The organism is Chitinophaga sp. CF418, assembly GCF_900142925.1.
GTDB lineage: Bacteria > Bacteroidota > Bacteroidia > Chitinophagales > Chitinophagaceae > Chitinophaga.
The window spans coordinates 458,516-475,917 of sequence record NZ_FRCN01000001.1 but is presented as its reverse complement, the minus strand read 5'-3'; the positions used below and the strand labels follow the sequence as shown (position 1 = coordinate 475,917).

The window sequence follows — 17,402 nt, the reverse complement described above, 5'->3', positions numbered from 1 at the left end:
ACTTATATGATCTTACAATCATTTGACCTGACAGGTAAAACCGCGCTGGTAACAGGATGTAAAAGAGGAATAGGCTTAGGGATGGCAGTTGCGCTGGCAGAGGCAGGAGCTGACATTATTGGTGTATCAGCATCGCTGGAGAAGGAAGGTAGCGAAGTGGAAAAGGCTGTAAATGCCACAGGGCGGAAGTTCTATGGTTACCAGTGCGACCTGGGTAACCGTGAGGCCTTGTACGCTTTCATCAAAGAGATTACGGAACAGCATCCCGTTATAGATATCCTGGTGAATAATGCCGGTACCATTCTGCGTAAACCGGCGGCAGAACATCCGGACGAATACTGGGATGAAGTGATCAATATCAACCTGAATGCGCAATTTATCCTGACCCGCGAAATCGGTAAAGGAATGATAGCGCGTGGCAGTGGAAAGATTATCTTTACAGCATCGCTTCTCACCTTCCAGGGGGGTATCAATGTACCTGGTTATGCCGCCAGTAAAGGAGCGGTAGGTTCACTGGTAAAAGCCTTTGCCAATGAATGGGCCGGTAAGGGGGTCAATGTAAATGCGATTGCTCCGGGATATATTGCCACAGACAATACAGCTGCATTGCGTGCAGATGAAAAACGCAGTGCTTCCATTCTGGAGCGTATTCCTGCGGGCCGCTGGGGAGAACCGGCTGACTTCAAAGGACCAGTTGTGTTCCTGGCTTCTGCGGCATCCGACTATGTGCATGGTACCGTTCTGACCGTTGACGGAGGATGGATGGGGCGATAAAATGCACCTGAATATTGATTTATGAGCAAAAGAACAGAAAAGACAATCGTTGATATTGCGGAAGAGCTGAAACTCTCCGTATCTACCGTTTCCCGCGCGCTGAACAATCATCCGAATATCAGCACCCGCACAAAGGAGAAGGTAAAGAAGATGGCGAACAAGCTCGGATATCGCCCCAATGCGATGGCCGCCGGTCTGCGAAACAGTAAAAGCCGTACCGTAGGACTGGTAGTACCACGTATATCTATGTTCTTTCCTGCTACCATCAGTACCGTTATCCAGAATAAACTGCATGAGCACGGGTATCATGTGCTGATCTGTCAATCCAATGATTCCCTGGAACAGGAAATAGCGTTGGCAGAGACCCTGTATTCTACCAGAATTGATGCACTGGCTGTTTCCAGTACACTTTATACTACCGATTTTTCACACTTTGATATCTTCAAGGATAATAATATTCCACTCGTTTTCTTTGACCGCGTACCGAAAGATTATAAGGTGAAAGTGATAAAGGGAGATGATTACCTGGGAGGTTATACCGTAACAGAACACCTGATAGAAAAAGGCTGTAAGGATATTGTGCACATTTCAGGACCACTGACCTGTAACCTGTACACAGAACGTGTGGCAGGATATAAAAATGCCCTGCGTAAACATAAGATCCCATTCAGGAAATCAAGGGTTTTCTATCAGGAGCTAACCAAAGAAAATGCCTTACTGGCCTGTGAGAAGATCTTTTCCAGACCGCCTTATCCTGATGGCATCTTTGCCGCGAATGATACGACTGCCATTACCATCCTGGAGTACTGCCGGAAGATAAATCTGCGGGTACCGGAAGATCTCAAGATAGTGGGATACTCTAATGATCCACGTGCAGAGATCATTACACCTTCGATCACTTCCGTTGATCAATTCCCGGCTATTATGGGAGAGCGGGTAGCCAACGTATTGCTGGACTTGTTGCAACAACCAGGAACAACGCCACAGCGTTACTCGGAAGAATTGGTGCCTATCCAGCTGATAGAAAGGGGCTCTTCAGCGGCGCCCGTTTCAAAGCCTAAAACAACCGTAAAAAAGAAAGTAAAATAAAAGCAGGTGTGCTGTATGCAGCAGACCTGCTATCACTATCTGCTTAAGTGCAAACGATTGCGTAAATATAATTGGTAAGTAGCCGCCGAATCAGTAATGCGGTCATAAAATTACACGAGATGAAAAAACTACAACTCCTTTTCTGTGGATTATTGTTGTCGGGTAGTATGAGTACTGTATATGCCCAGAATAGCCCTGGCAAGCCGGAAATGACCGTGCTTGTGAACAATGCACTGGACCGGGCCGTACATCAGTATAAGCTAATGATGCAACATGTACCTGACAGTGTATTACCACGTACTACCAGCAATACAAACGGTAGTCTTGTTACCGCTAAAACAAACTGGTGGACTGCAGGATTCTATCCCGGTACGCTCTGGTACCTGTATGAATATTCAAAAGATAATACATTGAAGCAGGAAGCATTGAAACGTACTGCGCAGGTGGAAATAGAAAAAAACAATAAGGGCACGCATGATCTGGGCTTTATGTTGTATTGCAGTGCGGGAAATGCTTACCGTATCACCAAAGATCCCAGGTATAAGGAAGTCCTGTTGACAAGTGCACGTTCCCTGTCTACTCGCTTTAATCCGAAAGTAGGATGTATCAAGTCATGGGACCATGGCCAATGGGAGTTCCCGGTGATCATTGACAATATGATGAACCTTGAGTTACTGACCTGGGCTACCAGAGTAAGTAAAGACCGTTCTTTTGACCAGATTGCGCGTACGCATGCTAATACCACCATCAGGAACCATTTTCGGCCTGACTATAGTTCCTATCACGTGATAGGATATGATTCCACTACGGGCGCTGTGCTGGCAAGAAATACACACCAGGGCGCAAATGATACTTCTGCATGGTCACGGGGACAGGCATGGGGACTGTATGGTTATACCATGATGTACCGTGAGACGAAAGACAAGGCATATCTTAACCAGGCAAAACACATTGCTGATTATATCCTCAATCATCCGCGTATGCCGGAGGACCTGATCCCTTACTGGGATTATGATGCTCCGGGCATTCCAAACGCTCCAAGAGATGCTTCAGCTGGCGCCGTGGCAGCTTCTGCCTTACTGGAACTGAGCGCCTATGTTAAAGGCGATGTAGCTTTACGGTACTGGAGAGCGGGGGAGAAGATGCTGGCAAGCCTGTGTGGACCTGGCTATCTGGCAAAGGAAGGTGAGAACAATAACTTCATCCTGATGCATAGTGTAGGTTCTCTTCCTCATAAATCAGAGGTAGATGTGCCGCTGACTTATGCAGACTATTATTTTGTAGAGGCGTTATTACGATACAAGAAATGGGCTAAATAATGCACAGACGTCATTTCATAAAGGCTATTCCGCTGGCCGGCATGGCCGGAGCGGTAAAATCAGGCAACTTCCTGCAGGCAGCACAACAGCCTGCAGGAAGTGCTGTTTTTCAGGCAGACCGCGAATACTGGGTGCAATTGCTAACCCGCATAGCAGAACCGGTCATGAAAAATCTGAGCCTGGGGCAGCTCCGGCAAAAAATGCCGACCGAGAAAGCTCCCGGTTACAACAAGCCGGTTGAAAAGGTGACCTACCTTGAGGCTTTTGGGCGCACTATGGCCGGGATCTCTTCCTGGCTGGAGCTGGGTGCCGACACTACCCCTGAGGGCAAAATAAGGGCTCGTTTTATCGATTATGCGTTAAAGGCCACTGAACAGGCAGTACACCCCGAAGGGCCTGATATGATGAACTTTACGGGGCAATTTGACGGACAGCCCCTGGTTGACGGCGCTTTTCTGGCACATGCCTTTATCCGGGCGCCCAGACAGTTATGGCAGCCTCTCCCTGCTGCTGTTAAGCAACAGGTGATAGCCGGTTTTAAGAGTTTGCGCAGTATCAGGCCGGGATACAATAACTGGCTGCTGTTTGCTGCCATTATTGAATCCGCATTGCTCTTATTTGGAGAAGAATGGGATGGCATGCGGGTGGATTATGCAGTGAAAAAGCACCAGGAATGGTATAAGGGAGATGGTATGTATGGAGACGGGGCTGATTTCCATTTCGACTATTACAACGGTTTTGTCATACAACCAATGCTGACAGACATTCTGAAAGTATTGTCGGACGCAGGTAAGATCGATCCCAAAGAATACGATCTGGCCATTGTCAGGATGCAGCGTTACGGCGTGATCCAGGAAAGGCTGATCTCTCCTGAAGGTACTTTTCCGGTGGTAGGCCGTTCCATGACCTACCGGAATGCTGTTTTTCAGCCGCTGGTGCAGCTGGCACTGCATGAGCAGCTGCCGGAAGAGCTGAAGCCTGGCCAGGTACGATCGGCCCTGACCGCAGTGATGAAAAACATCTTTGAAACGCCTGGTACGTTCGACAAAGATGGTTGGCTGCAATTAGGCTTTTGTGGCCATCAGCCGGAAATAGCAGATGTATATACATCCACCGGCAGTTTATACCTGTGTACTACAGGATTCCTGGCACTGGGACTGCCAGAAAAAAATGCTTTCTGGACGGCTTCCCCCGAAGAGTGGACCGGACAAAAAGCATGGGCGGGCAAAACAGTGAAGAAAGACCATGCGCTTTAGTCGGTATTGATGTCTATCAGTCCATACCTGATACCGAAAATAACAAGACCCACACGGGTTTTAACTTTCAGTTTGTCGCAAAGACTGCTCTTATAGTCATCAATGGTTCGGGGACTTACAAACATCTTCTGTGCTATTTCCTTGTAGGATAATTCTGTACAAAGGAATTGCAGAAATGTCTTTTCCTTAGGTGTCAGTTCTATTTTTTCGCTAAGTGATAATACATCCCGTTGTAAGCCGGATATCACCTTTCCGGAAATATAGTCAGGCAGATAGAAATCTTTCTTTATGATAGAATCAAAGGCTTCTTTCAGATCGTCAGGCTCAACGTTCTTCATGATATAGCCTTTGGCACCGGATTTTAACATCTTGATGATCACGGACTCGTCGTTCAGCATAGAGAGCGCAAGTACCTTGATCTGAGGGAAATGATTATTTATCCAGGTAGCAGTTTCGTAACCGTTCATGCCGGGCATATTTACGTCCAGTATCAGTATATCTGGCAATTGTAACTCACGGTTATTGATGATCTTGATCACCTCCTCTCCGTTACTGGCTTCAAAAAGTATGAAGTAATCAGTAAAGGTATTAATCAGCCTGCCAAGTGCTTTCCTTACCAGCACATGATCATCGGCAATGGCAACACTATATTTCGCTTTCCTGGTTATGCTCATGAAATGATTGTTTGTTTACGGGTATAGTGATACGAATGGCGGTCCCGCTATTTTTCGCACTATTGATATGGAATGTGCCTCCTATCAGGGATGCTCTTTTTCGAATGTTCATCAGTCCTAGTCCTTTTAACCTTTCCTGTTTGGCAAACAGGGCTTCAGGATCGAATCCTACGCCATTATCCTTGATCTCCAGGACAAGGATATCTGTTTTATGGGAAAGTCTGACGTCTACTCTACTCGCTTTGGCATGTTTCACGATATTGTTGAGCATTTCCTGTACGATGCGAAAAAGTATGATTTCTGTCTGATGGTCCAGCAGGTTCCGTATGTCGGCAAAATTAAAAGAAGTTTCGTACAAATTGGTCCTCTTCAGTCTCTCCAGTTCGAAATCAATGGAGTTGGCAAGGCCTACTTCGGTGACGCGGTCCGTATGTAAACTGCGGGAAAGATCTCTTAGTTCTGTGATGGCTTTTTGCAAAGCCTTCCTGCTCTCTTCTATATATTCCTGCGCCTCGCTGTTGTTCTCTACCGGTACTGTTAATAATGACAATGCTACGAATGTGAGGGACTGTCCGATATTGTCATGTATTTCCTGGGATAGGTGTCCGAACACATTCTCCTGGATTTCAAGTTGTGATCTCAATAGTTCCTGTTCATACCTTTCTTTCATTAATCTGAGTTCCTGCGCCTGTGCCTGCCTGCTCTTCTGATTCAGTATCAACATAATAACGATGAAGCCTACCAGTAAAACGAGCAGGAAGAGGGATGTAAAAATGACTAGGAATACCTCCTGAAAATCAGATTGCATATGAACGAAATGCTGAACAATAAATATAGGATAATATTTACCATAAGATTTATGATATAAAGCGTTTTATAGTTATAGAATGGCATTAGTGAGATGGCATTCAGTACCCCCGTTAGCGGAGGACTACAGGTATAAAAGAACAGCAGGCCGGTGGATACCCAGAAGGCGGGCTCCTGTAGCAGGCTATGCGGCCCCGGATATTTGATACGCTCATAAAAGTAACAGATGCTGGCTGTTACCACTATGATGCAACCCGATAGAAATGTGTAGGTATTGAAAGTGTCCAGTTTTTGTATAAAGACCAGGTTAATAAGTGCCAATACTGGATAAATGATCATAAGGACTCCCATTACATTGATCATTCTCTTATTGGCCATGAATGAACGTAGCAGAAAGATCAGGTAAGTGAAGTTGATAATCGCGTAAAAATTATAGAAGATCAGGTTGTGCTTATTATGTATGTTATACCACCAGGCCATCATTTCTACAGCAATGGTCACCAGGATATATATGATAAACGTGTTCAGGTACCGTGGAGGGTTTTTCTGAAGCTTAGCCAGCAATGCAATGATAAAGCAGATAATGATAATAAATACATGCATAGGTATTCGTGATAGAACCGCTTTAGAAATCAAGAGCATATATGTATGTGCACATGACATAGAATATTGGTGGCAAATATTTTAAACGGTTATTAATGACATTGATGCGGCCGGTAAATTAGTAAAAGTGGCGATAAAATAAACTCAGATACTATAAAAAAGGCTGCCGGATACCATCCGGCAGCTTAGAACTTGATTTATGAGGATGGGGAAACGCTATCGGTTCGCAGGCTGAAGCTCTACAGTTTCACAAACGCTTTTCTTGTAGGGGTCGCCTACACAGCCGGGAGGGCAGGGCAATCCAAAGTTGAATGCCACCATTTCTGGCCCTCTCGGTGTGGAAACATACATGTCTTTGTTTTCGGTTTTACCGGTTTCACTGGATTTCTGTCTTGTAGCCACAAAAACGATAGTTTGTTTATCCTGCAATAAAATGTTTTCCGGAAAAACAGAAGGGTATACCCCGAAATAAACCCTGATGCCGTCAGCTCCAGCTTCTTCAGCGGTAGCGATGTATTGTTTCAGTTCGTCCAGGCTATACCATACGCTCAGAGAATCGGGTTTGCCAAGACGCTCAGAATTCGCTTTCCATCTCTTCTCTGTATAATTTTCGCGCAGCATAGTGACGTGCTTGTTGTCTACGAACTGACCTACTTTCATGGTTTTAGCGGCTGACATAAGATATTGTATTTAGGTTTATCAATCTCATTAACAACCTAAAACTAGGTTTTAAAGCATGGGAAAATCATTGTAAGTTTATGATAATCACAACATTACAAACATAGGAAATTTATAATTACTTTTGGCTCAAGTTATATGTAATTTTCTATAATATAAAATCCGTGTATTTATTCCTTTTTTTTGTATAAATATGAAGAAAATTATGCGTTAATAACGGTGTAAATTTACCGGATAATATCGGTGGTGAAAAAAAATCACATATAAGAATTGCTTTTTCCGGGCGATTAACCTCAAAATCGGGTACATACTATATATGGCTTGAAAATCGGTCTGCCGGATACCGTGAAATACCGGTTTCCTATTTACCGTGATTTACGCAGTTTAGATTTACATCATTATACATTTCCTCTTGATTCATTGCCGGTTTTTTCTCCCCAATTACCCGTATAGGAATTGCTGTTTATCAGGTATTTATCTCTTTGAAATGCTCTATCGGCATGACTCACAGGCATTTTGCTCTATTGGCATTCGTTTTCGTGTTGTAACAGGTATCTCAAAGTGAGCATTCACATGTCGCGTATACGCTTTTAATGACAACTTCCAGAACTTTATTTTCTCTAATATTGAGAAGGCAATTAAGCCTGAATGCTGATTTAAAATATTGTACCCTTTGAAAACCCTAATTGTATTGTCCCCCCCAAAGTACCATAACTGGCCTGCTTTTTAGCAGGCCTTTTCTTTTTCATAAACTAACTACGTTCTACCTTCAATGATATATTCCTTCAATGCTGAAAAGTCATAAAAAAAGCGGAATGAAATGACCGTATAGGCGGTTTGGTTAGCCACCGGATTGAATAACGTTACCTCCGTTTCACTCTCTGTGATCCAGGTGTTTTGTACACCTGATGGCACCCTCCCCGTAAACGGCTCGCCGTATAACTGACTTAATCGCCATGCCAGTTGCTCATTGGCTTCCTGTGGATAAAGAAATATGCGGTTAATAAACCCATCTTCGTTGACGCCGGTGAACAGGTGCCGGAGGTCAATGCCCGGGTCATCTTTCTCAATAGTGCCCCTGGCAGCTCCGTTAAATGCATGATAATGAGCGGCATCAGGATAAACCAGGAAATTATTCTTACCGGTATAGGAGGGAAAAGGTAGCATGCCGGGTATCTGTTCCGGCTTTTTGCCCAGCTGTATATCACCAATGCCCAGGTTGTGGAACCTGAAGCTGTGTTGATGTGGGATTGCTTTCATATATACGGGTTAGTATATATAAATTTACGCAAAAAGTAAGAGGGATGGATGAGAGGACTTGCCTCCGTATCCATCCCTCTTTTTCTATGCAGAAGGGTATTATTTCTTCGGTTTCGCTCCCATCTGGAACACCAGACGGCCCCCTTTCATGATGTCTGCATGGCTGATACTGTTCGTCAGCACAGGCTGTCCGTTCAGCGTTACTTTCTGCACGTATACATTTTTGTCACTCTGACCAGGCGCTTCCACAGTGAAAGTCTTGCCGTTCTCCAGCTGGATAGTGGCTTCCTTTACCGCAGGACTTCCCAGTATATACTGGTCAGAACCAGGACACACCGGATAAAAACCAAGAGAGGTGAATATATACCAGGCGCTCATCTGGCCACAATCGTCATTACCTCCCAGACCATCTGCACCAGGATGGTACATCTTCTTCAGGATCATACGCACCCTTTCCTGTGTCTTCCATGGCTCGCCTGTCCAGTTGTAGAGGTAAGCCACATGATGAGATGGTTCATTACCATGTACATAGTTGCCGATAATACCATCGCGGGAAATATCTTCAGTCTCAGCAAAGAACTCGTCCGGCAGGTGCATGGTGAACAGGCTGTCCAGATGACCGGAGAACCTCTTCTTGCCACCGTTGAGCGCAATCAGTTCTGCAGGATATTGTGGCACATACAGGCTGTAGTTCCACGCATTCCCTTCAATAAAGCCCTGGTTATCTGTTTTTAACGGATCGAATGCTGCACGGAAAGTGCCGTCGTTCAAACGCGGACGCATATAACCGATACTCGCATCATACACATTGCGGTAGTTCTGGGAACGTTTGATGAATTCGTCATAGATATCCTGTTTGCCCAGTTTCTTCGCGATCTGCGCTATACACCAGTCATCATAGGCATACTCCAGCGTCTTGGATACAGAAGATCCGTTTTTATCTTCGGGTACATAACCTTTGTCTATGTAATAGCCCAGACCATCATAAGTGCGGTGTCTGGCTGTAGTTACACATGCTGCCAGGGCCTTTTCTGCATCAAAAGGTGCATTTCCTTTAATGATCGCATCTGCAATGAGGGATACGCTGTGATAACCGATCATACACCAGTTCTCATTGGCGTAGTGTGACCATACCGGTAACATATGCTGTACGCTTTGATCGTAGTGCGCCAGCATTGACTGGATCATGTCGGCATTACGTTTAGGCTGTATTACGTTGAACAGAGGATGTAATGCCCTGTAAGTATCCCACAGGGAGAAAGTAGTATAGTTGGTGAAACCCGCTGCTTTGTGATTGTTCTGGTCCAGGCCACGGTAGCTGCCATCAATGTCCATATAAGTAGTTGGGCTCAGGAACGCATGATACATGGCAGTATAGAAGTTGATCATCTCATCGTCGCTGTTCAGCTGTGCGGTGATCTTATGCAGTTCTTTATTCCACTGTGCCTGTCCGTCCTGTTTTACCTTTTCGAAATCCCATCCCGGTATTTCAGCACGCAGGTTGGCCAGTGCGCCTTCCGTACTTACAGAAGACAGTGCAAACTTGATCTTGATCTTTTCTCCTGCCTGCACTTTGAAGTCGAACCAGGCTCTGATATTACGGCCCGCCATTTCAGGGAAATCGTGTGCTACATCAAATTTGCGCCAGAAACCCCTGTATACATCATTGGCATAGTTCTGATGGCCATAGTGTGAAATAGGTTTGGAGAAGGACATAGCAAAATATTCTATCCTCGTACGCGCCCATCCGTTAGTTTGACGATAGCCTGTTACCAGTGTATCATTCTCCACTCTTACAAATGTCCACACATTTTTATTACCATAGTTATAAATGCCGGCCATCAGATCGAACACAATATGTGCCTGGTCTGTTGCCTCTGCAAAAGTGTACTGATGAAATCCCACCCTGTTGGTAGTGGTCAATTCAGCGGTGATGTTGTATTTATCGAGTTTTACTTTATAGTAATCCGCTTCGGCTACTTCGTTATCATGTGAAAAAGTGGAGCGGTATCCGCTTTCAGGATTGCTGGCAGTGCCGGGATTCAGGTACAACTTACCTGTTGTAGGCATGATCAGGAAATCTCCCAGGTCGGAGTGACCGGTGCCGCTGAAATGCGTATGGCTGAACCCCGTAATGGTTTTATCAACATACTGATACCCTGCGCAGTATTTATAGACATCCGGATTGTAACGTCCATTCATTTCATAAGGAAGCGTATCTGTTTCCGGGCTTAATTGCACCATGCCAAAAGGAACAGTAGCGCCAGGATAGGTATGTCCCATTTTTTCTGTACCGATAATGGGTTTTACGTACTGTACCAGGTTTTTGTCCTGCGCCTGCAGGGAAAGCTGGGTGCATATGGAAAATGCAGTGAATAAAGAAAGACGGGTAGCCAAGCGTGAGCCCATTGTCAATAAGTGTTTTAACGATTAGATAACCTTGCAAAGTAATAGTTCCGGTATAAACAGGATGTCACAGCCGGGTAAAAGACTTTAAATGAAATGTAAATAATGAAAAAATGGTGCATTTTCAATATTTTGTCGGCAAATTCAGCGAGCAGTGACAAAACCGATATTAGTAATAAAATTTGGGACAGCTTCCATTACACATGAAAACGGGGAGCTGGATGAAACAATAGTAGCCGCCATAGCCAGGCAGGTGGCAGATCTGAAGGAAGAATATAATATCGTATTGGTATCGTCAGGGGCGGTTGCCGCAGGTAAGAAGTACCTGAAACATTACGGTGGCACAATGAGTGAGCGTAAGGCGGCAGCAGCCATCGGTAACCCTTTGTTGCTCAGCAAGTACGCCCGGTATTTTGCCCCGTACGACATTGCTATTGCGCAAAGTCTTTGTGAACGCAGGCATTTCAGTAACAGGGCACAGTTCCTGCAGCTGAAAAAAACATATGAAGAACTCTGGGCCAGCGGCGTAATACCCGTGGCCAATGAGAATGACGTGGTGAGTGACCTGGAGCTGAAATTCTCCGACAATGATGAACTGGCTACCCTGATAGCCGTAGGTTTCGGTGCTTCCATGCTGTTGTTCAGCACTTCGGTAGGTGGGGTGTTGAACAGAGAAGGTCAGGTGGTGCCGCAGATCGATGCTATTGATGAATCGGTGCTGTCATTGGCAGATACGAAAAAATCCAACCTTGGACTGGGAGGAATGGTGTCCAAGCTGACCTTTGCCCGTCTGGCTACCCGCATGGGCATCAAAGTAGTGATATTTGGTATCCATACCCCGGATGGTATTCTGAATGCCATCGTGGGGAAAACAGGTACTTTATGCCTGCCGCAGCCGTGCAGTATGCCGGCCCGTAAGAAATGGCTGGCCAGTGGCAGCCTGGTGACCGGTAGGGTACTGGTAGACGAGGGTGCACTGACAGCTCTGCAGAAAAGACGTAGCTTGCTGGCTGTCGGCGTCTTGACCGTGTTGGAAAGATTTGAGGGCGGTGAGGTATTTGAGATCGTGGACGAAGAACATAATGTGATCGCGGTAGCACGTGCCAAGGTTTCTTCTGACCTGCTGTCGGAAGACGGTAAAACGCAGAACCTGGAGATCGCACATGCAGATGATATTGTGCTGTTATAAAACAAACAAAGTAAAACTAGCGGAAGATGGAATCCATACAACCTTTACTGGTGCAGGCGCAGGCAGCCACACGTTCTGTGAAGACGCTGCCTGATGAGCATAAGCAGCAATTGTTGCTGCAGCTGGCCGACCGGATTGTAGCGCATACCGCTGATATTGTGGCGGAAAACAAAAAGGACCTGGACAAGATGTCTGACGAGGATCCGAAAAAAGACAGGTTATTACTGAATGCCAGCCGTATACAGCAACTGGCGGACAGTCTGAAAGATATAGCATACTTACCGGACCCTGCTAACCAGCTGCTGCTGGAAAGAACACTGGCCAATGGTTTGCAGCTGCAGAAGCGCACCGCTCCGCTGGGAGTGGTAGGCGTAATATATGAATCCCGCCCGAACGTGACCCTGGATGTCGCAGCCCTGTGTATCAAATCCGGTAACGTAGCCGTATTGCGTGGCGGCACAGACGCTTTCCATACGAACATTATTCTCGTGAAGCTGATCAAAGAGGTGCTGGAAGCGTTTAAGGTAGATGTGAACGCGGTACAGCTGTTGCCGGTAGACAGAGCCCTGATCGGAGAAATGCTAACAGCAGTAAAGTACATTGATATTATCATTCCCCGCGGTTCCCAGCAGCTGATCGATTATGTGCGTGCCAATTCCAAGGTACCCGTGATCGAAACTGGCGCCGGCGTTTGTCATACCTATGTGGAAAGGACTGCGGACCTTGAAATGGCCAGTAAAGTGATCACTAATGCAAAAGTATCCCGCCCTTCCGTATGTAATGCGCTGGATACAGTATTGGTAGATGAACCGGCTGCACCCGGATTACTGCGACTGCTGGCTGATTCTCTGCGGGATTATGATGTAGAGATATTTGCAGATGAAGTATCGTACAACATACTACATGCGCTGGAATATCCTTACCTGATACCCGCTACACCTGCTGATTTCGGACGTGAGTTCCTGGACTTCAAGTGTTCGGTGAAAGTGGTGAATGGTGTAGATGAGGCCCTGCAGCATATTCAGGAATATTCTTCCAAACATTCTGAAGCTATAATATCAAAGGATACTACAATCAGTGAACGTTTCCTCAATGAAGTGGATGCTGCTGCTGTATATGTGAATGCTTCCACAAGATTTACAGACGGGGGTGTGTTCGGATTAGGCGCAGAGATAGGCATCTCTACGCAGAAATTACATGCAAGAGGACCTTTTGCATTAGAGAAACTCGTAACTGAAAAATGGTTTGTAAGAGGAGATGGGCAGGTTAGATAACCAGCTCATCTACCTTTTTAAAATGATACCCTTGTTGTTTTAGATATTTTATCAATGCATCTAAGCGCAGGTATAACTTGTCTTTTCTCCTGGCATCTGTACCCGTGTGTATCAATAGAATAACACCGTTCAGTTTTCCCGGTCTGTTCTTTTCAAATGCTTTTATAGATTTGATGATCGTCTCGCTGCTTTTATAGGAAGCTCCCATCCCGGGGTAGGTGTAATCAGCATTACTACCGGTACCTGGTGTAAAACAAACGATCTGTAATCCCATCTTTTCAGACCATTCAGCAATAGCATTATTCCACCACTCATAAGGTGGAATATAGGTATGCACTTTGGCTGTATCGATACCCAGCTGCTGCATCTTCGAAAGATTGGCCTGCATATCAGTGGTGAATTGCTGTTGTGAAACGAGCAGACTATCACGTTGCTGCCAGTCGCAGTATAACAGATGTTTGTCTGAGTGCGGACCTAAGTAATGTCCATTGGCATATAGCTTTTTAATATGCGGTTGAAATCGGGTATTACTATAGAAATTCCCTGTAAAGAAAAAAGAACCTTTTACCTGCTGTTGCCCCAATACATTAGTGATATGCGCTAAACCTTCACCAAATTCATCCCCTGTAAACACCAGCGCAATTTCCTTTTTAGTGCTGTCCATTCTTGTGATGCCGCCTTGTGTGACGGTATAACCCTTTTGCCTGGCGGCGTTTTCCTGTGCCGCCAGCAGGTAGATTAATACTGCCGTTCCATCCATGGTAGGCTCGTTGGTGCTGTAGTCGCCGTAGTCATCGTGATATACCGCCAGGTCGCTCTGGAAGTCAGCATATTCGTCAGCATCCTGCAGTTGTATGCCGATCAGGTTTTTGAAGATATTGGTGTATACAGGCCCGTCCACCAATCCGCCGTCTATCGGGTATTGTTTCAGATGAGTGAAGGATGAGTGAGGATCGGTAGGCGTATCGCCATGTTGCGGCAGGCCGTACACCATCGCTGTACCCCATGGATTGCAGCCGAATATCCAGTCAAAACAGGCCTGTTCCAGTTGTATATAAGTGTTGTCGCCACTCAGCTGCCTGTACCAGTAACATTGGATGGCAAAGGCTACTGTGAGATTATTGCTGCACCAGATAAAAGGAATACCCCGGTAGAAAGCATTCTGCGAAGCCTTCCGCCATACACGGTCAATACCTTCTTTATAGTAATGGATCAATGTATCCCTTTGTACGCCTTTTGATAACCTGGCCAGTTCTGCGTGACCGGGATTGACGAATGGATACCATTGATAGTGGCGGGCGGTGTCTTGTCCGAGCCAGGGAGTAACAGGCTCCTGTCGTGCGAAGCTCCATGCATTAGGGAGATAGGAACCTCCCAGGGAAGCCGCGGCCAGTTCCATATCATCCGTCCAGTTGTCTTCCTCATAGAAATAGGGAGAACGTCCCGGAGCGGTCTGACAGACCCCTGGTTTTTGAATGCCCAGTTCGTAAGCGGCTCTTGCCTTATGCTTCAGCGTATCTGCATAAGATGGCTGTAAACCCGCAAACAACTGCGTGCCCAATGCAAAGCAGCTGCTGAACTTTCCGGCGGTAGAGGCTACACCCGTACTGCGGTTCTTATACTTTAACAAACCTTGTGGCTCGCTGGTACAGAAGTAAACAGGACGTTCCAGTCCGTGGCCATAGAAATTAGTGTCCTGCCGGGGAATGCGCATACCCTGGTGGTCACGGTCATCTCCCACCTGGTTATACATCCTGTCGTCCTGAGGATTCATTTTAATAAGCCAATCCAGACCCCATTTCGCCTCATCTAGGACATCAGCTACTCCATTTTTGCCCGACAGTCCATTGGCCTGTAGTGAGTCTGTAAATACGTTTGGGAAGTCACGGTATGCTGCCAGCAGATGCCAGGTAGCATTGGCAGATGTGGTGATGTATTGCAGATAGTCGGACGCATCATGCCATCCACCCGAAACCGGCACAAACACGCTGTCCGGCCCATATACCGGGAAGCCGTCATGCGTATGGCAGGAATCTTTCAGAAAAGGGTTGAAGCCATTCCTTTGCTGGCGCATATACCGCAGGCAGAAGTCGGCAGTACCTTTATATACAGTATCACTAATGGCGAATACCGGTGACTTCGCCCCACCTGCCTGTAAATAATACTGCCCCGCCGAGGTAAAGGATGAGAAATCCAGTCTGCTGGTTTGCCGGAACGGCCCATAAGCACCGGCAGCCCTGCCTGTAGCGTGTTTGAACACTACCTGGCCTGTGCGGGCATTGACCAGTTCAAAATATTTTAATGTATCTTGTTCTTTACTGCACCATACTGCCACCTTGCTGCTATGCGGCGCATAACCAAGCTGGTTAATGCGTATCCAGTCTGCAAGAAGCGGAAGGCTGATAAATGCGGATAATACCAGCAGGAACAGCTTTTTCATATATACGCGGTTTTAGTGGAGTACTGTGAAAATATAAATTTATTCGTTTTTCTGCATACAATTCTGCGTTTTTTGCGTTTTTGTGTTTATATTGAAATGTGAATATGCGTTTTTATGCGGTTTTAATCAATTGAAATTCTACCTTGTTATGACACCAGGCCTTTTGTTTTCTATTGTCATTGCGTATTTCGTTATCCTATTGATCGTAGCCTGGTATACCGGCCGTAATTCAAACAACGAGTCTTTCTTTATAGGCAACCGTAACAGTAACTGGATGCTGGTGGCTTTTGGGATGATAGGTACCTCGCTCAGCGGCGTCACTTTTGTGAGTGTACCGGGAGATGTGGGTAAGACTGCCTTCGGTTACTTTCAGGTGGCGCTGGGGAATATGATGGGATACGTAGTCATCGCCTTCGTGCTGCTGCCTTTGTATTACCGGCTGCAACTGACCTCTATTTATAATTATTTCAGTACCCGCTTTGGGACGAAGTCATATAAAACAGGCGCATCATTCTTTATATTATCAAGAACCCTGGGCGCCACTGCCAGGTTGTACCTGGTGGTAAACATCCTGCAGAATTTATTGGAAGAAGCATTTAAAGATCAGTTCCAGGTGCCTTTCTGGCTGACCACACTGATCATCCTGCTGATGATCCTGCTCTATACCTTTGAAGGTGGCGTGAAGACGATCGTGTACACAGATACCCTGCAGACCACCTGTATGCTGGCGGGCCTCATCATTTGTATTGTGTATATCCTGAACCGCCTCGACATGAACATTGGCAGCAGCCTGCATGCAATGGGAAGTAAAGGCATGTCGCAGATCTTCTTCACAGATCCGAACAGTCCTCTGTTCTTCTTCAAACAGATCCTCGGCGGGGCCTTTATTACAATTACCATGACAGGTATGGACCAGGAGATGATGCAGAAGAATATTTCCGTTAAACGCCTGGTGGATGCGCAGAAGAACGTGATGACATTAAGCCTGATCTTTGGTGTGGTGATACTCTTGTTCCTGTTCCTCGGTGGATTATTATACCTGTATGCTGAAACCATTGGCGTAACTGCCGCTTCGGATAAGCTGTTCCCTACACTGGCCCTGGACGCCCAGCGTATGCCGGCAGCTATTTCAGTGATCTTTATCATAGCCCTTATCTCTGCATTATTTCCCAGTGCCGATGGTGCTATCACAGCGCTGACCTCTTCTTTCTGTATCGATATCCTGAACATTCAGCGAAGAAGTGATCTCTCAGAGAAAGAAAAGAAAAAGACCCGGCGTATCGTGCACCTTGGTTTTACCGCTGTATTCCTGCTGATAGTATTGGTATTTAAACATATCGACAGCCAGAGTATGATCTCCGTAATACTGAAGGTGGCCTCATACACATACGGACCTCTATTGGGATTATTTGCCTTCGGCATTCTGACTAAACGTACCGTGAATGATGACATGGTGCCGGGCATTGCATTAGCAGCGCCTGCGCTCTGTTATCTGCTGGAAATGACTCAGACATATCTTTTCAAAGACTATAAAATAGGCCTGGAATTACTTGTCATTAACGGATTGTTTATGTTCATCGGTTTATGGCTGAGTTCCGGGAACTTTCAGAAAAAAGGAATGCTGTCCTGATCT

General features: G+C 46.0%; 14 protein-coding genes. 7 read left to right on the top strand and 7 right to left on the bottom strand.

The genetic code is table 11. The annotated features are described in order from the left end of the window. Window positions 1–9 precede the first annotated feature (9 nt). From kduD to F3I09_RS01965, 4 genes are all read left to right on the top strand, one after another. Complete coding sequence (kduD, locus tag F3I09_RS01980; RefSeq protein WP_188133683.1) at window positions 10–774, top strand: 2-dehydro-3-deoxy-D-gluconate 5-dehydrogenase KduD; 765 nt, start codon at window positions 10–12, stop codon at window positions 772–774. A 21-nt stretch (window positions 775–795) separates the two neighbouring features. Continuing rightward, on the top strand, window positions 796–1,863 hold the full coding sequence (locus F3I09_RS01975; RefSeq protein ID WP_149693359.1) for a LacI family DNA-binding transcriptional regulator: 1,068 nt from the start codon (window positions 796–798) through the stop codon (window positions 1,861–1,863). A gap of 119 nt (window positions 1,864–1,982) precedes the next feature. Then, on the top strand, window positions 1,983–3,182 hold the full coding sequence (locus tag F3I09_RS01970) for a glycoside hydrolase family 88 protein (protein ID WP_149693358.1): 1,200 nt from the start codon (window positions 1,983–1,985) through the stop codon (window positions 3,180–3,182). Beyond that, window positions 3,182–4,438: a DUF2264 domain-containing protein gene (locus F3I09_RS01965; protein WP_149693357.1), complete on the top strand. Its 1,257-nt coding sequence runs from the start codon at window positions 3,182–3,184 to the stop codon at window positions 4,436–4,438. Before F3I09_RS01970 ends, F3I09_RS01965 begins: the two co-directional genes overlap by 1 nt. On the opposite strand, the gene F3I09_RS01960 is transcribed toward F3I09_RS01965, so the two are convergent. From F3I09_RS01960 to F3I09_RS01935, 6 genes are all read right to left on the bottom strand, one after another. Then, on the bottom strand, window positions 4,435–5,112 hold the full coding sequence (locus F3I09_RS01960) for a response regulator transcription factor (protein ID WP_089834730.1): 678 nt from the start codon (window positions 5,110–5,112) through the stop codon (window positions 4,435–4,437). The genes F3I09_RS01965 and F3I09_RS01960 overlap by 4 nt on opposite strands. Beyond that, window positions 5,084–5,920: a sensor histidine kinase gene (locus tag F3I09_RS01955; RefSeq protein WP_149693356.1), complete on the bottom strand. Its 837-nt coding sequence runs from the start codon at window positions 5,918–5,920 to the stop codon at window positions 5,084–5,086. The genes F3I09_RS01960 and F3I09_RS01955 overlap by 29 nt, the downstream gene beginning before the upstream one ends. Then, a complete protein-coding gene (locus F3I09_RS01950; protein WP_149693355.1) occupies window positions 5,890–6,522 on the bottom strand; it encodes a hypothetical protein in 633 nt (210 codons plus the stop codon). Before F3I09_RS01950 ends, F3I09_RS01955 begins: the two co-directional genes overlap by 31 nt. Before the next feature lie 216 nt (window positions 6,523–6,738). After that, entirely contained in the window at window positions 6,739–7,200 is a 462-nt protein-coding gene (locus F3I09_RS01945; RefSeq protein WP_149693354.1) for a hypothetical protein, read from the bottom strand. 756 nt (window positions 7,201–7,956) lie between these two features. After that, entirely contained in the window at window positions 7,957–8,460 is a 504-nt protein-coding gene (locus F3I09_RS01940; RefSeq protein WP_149693353.1) for a hypothetical protein, read from the bottom strand. Between the two features lie 99 nt (window positions 8,461–8,559). Further along, window positions 8,560–10,869 (bottom strand): GH92 family glycosyl hydrolase, encoded by a 2,310-nt coding sequence (locus tag F3I09_RS01935; RefSeq protein WP_149693352.1) that lies wholly within the window; start codon window positions 10,867–10,869, stop codon window positions 8,560–8,562. Window positions 10,870–11,020: 151 nt separating this feature from the next. Here F3I09_RS01935 and proB point away from each other — a divergent pair, with 151 nt between their 5' ends. Continuing rightward, on the top strand, window positions 11,021–12,055 hold the full coding sequence (proB, locus tag F3I09_RS01930) for a glutamate 5-kinase (RefSeq protein ID WP_149693351.1): 1,035 nt from the start codon (window positions 11,021–11,023) through the stop codon (window positions 12,053–12,055). A 26-nt stretch (window positions 12,056–12,081) separates the two neighbouring features. Next, a complete protein-coding gene (locus F3I09_RS01925) occupies window positions 12,082–13,329 on the top strand; it encodes a glutamate-5-semialdehyde dehydrogenase (RefSeq protein WP_149693350.1) in 1,248 nt (415 codons plus the stop codon). On the opposite strand, the gene F3I09_RS01920 is transcribed toward F3I09_RS01925, so the two are convergent. After that, complete coding sequence (locus F3I09_RS01920) at window positions 13,322–15,769, bottom strand: glycoside hydrolase family 9 protein (protein ID WP_149693349.1); 2,448 nt, start codon at window positions 15,767–15,769, stop codon at window positions 13,322–13,324. The two genes, F3I09_RS01925 and F3I09_RS01920, sit on opposite strands and share 8 nt — an antisense overlap. Window positions 15,770–15,917: 148 nt before the next feature. Between F3I09_RS01920 and F3I09_RS01915 the strand changes: the two genes are divergently transcribed. Then, window positions 15,918–17,399, top strand: a complete 1,482-nt coding sequence (locus tag F3I09_RS01915; RefSeq protein ID WP_149693348.1) for a sodium:solute symporter — start codon at window positions 15,918–15,920, stop codon at window positions 17,397–17,399. Window positions 17,400–17,402 lie beyond the last annotated feature (3 nt).

Bases quoted from the DNA above. Each gene is read 5' to 3' on its own strand.
- F3I09_RS01975 (WP_149693359.1), top strand. From the start codon at position 796: ATGAGCAAAAGAACAGAAAAGACAATCGTTGATATTGCGGAAGAGCTG.
- F3I09_RS01970 (WP_149693358.1), top strand. From the start codon at position 1,983: ATGAAAAAACTACAACTCCTTTTCTGTGGATTATTGTTGTCGGGTAGT.
- F3I09_RS01965 (WP_149693357.1), top strand. From the start codon at position 3,182: ATGCACAGACGTCATTTCATAAAGGCTATTCCGCTGGCCGGCATGGCC.
- F3I09_RS01960 (WP_089834730.1), bottom strand. From the start codon at position 5,112: ATGAGCATAACCAGGAAAGCGAAATATAGTGTTGCCATTGCCGATGAT.
- F3I09_RS01955 (WP_149693356.1), bottom strand. From the start codon at position 5,920: ATGCAATCTGATTTTCAGGAGGTATTCCTAGTCATTTTTACATCCCTC.
- F3I09_RS01950 (WP_149693355.1), bottom strand. From the start codon at position 6,522: ATGCATGTATTTATTATCATTATCTGCTTTATCATTGCATTGCTGGCT.
- F3I09_RS01945 (WP_149693354.1), bottom strand. From the start codon at position 7,200: ATGTCAGCCGCTAAAACCATGAAAGTAGGTCAGTTCGTAGACAACAAG.
- F3I09_RS01940 (WP_149693353.1), bottom strand. From the start codon at position 8,460: ATGAAAGCAATCCCACATCAACACAGCTTCAGGTTCCACAACCTGGGC.
- F3I09_RS01935 (WP_149693352.1), bottom strand. From the start codon at position 10,869: ATGGGCTCACGCTTGGCTACCCGTCTTTCTTTATTCACTGCATTTTCC.
- F3I09_RS01925 (WP_149693350.1), top strand. From the start codon at position 12,082: ATGGAATCCATACAACCTTTACTGGTGCAGGCGCAGGCAGCCACACGT.
- F3I09_RS01920 (WP_149693349.1), bottom strand. From the start codon at position 15,769: ATGAAAAAGCTGTTCCTGCTGGTATTATCCGCATTTATCAGCCTTCCG.
- F3I09_RS01915 (WP_149693348.1), top strand. From the start codon at position 15,918: ATGACACCAGGCCTTTTGTTTTCTATTGTCATTGCGTATTTCGTTATC.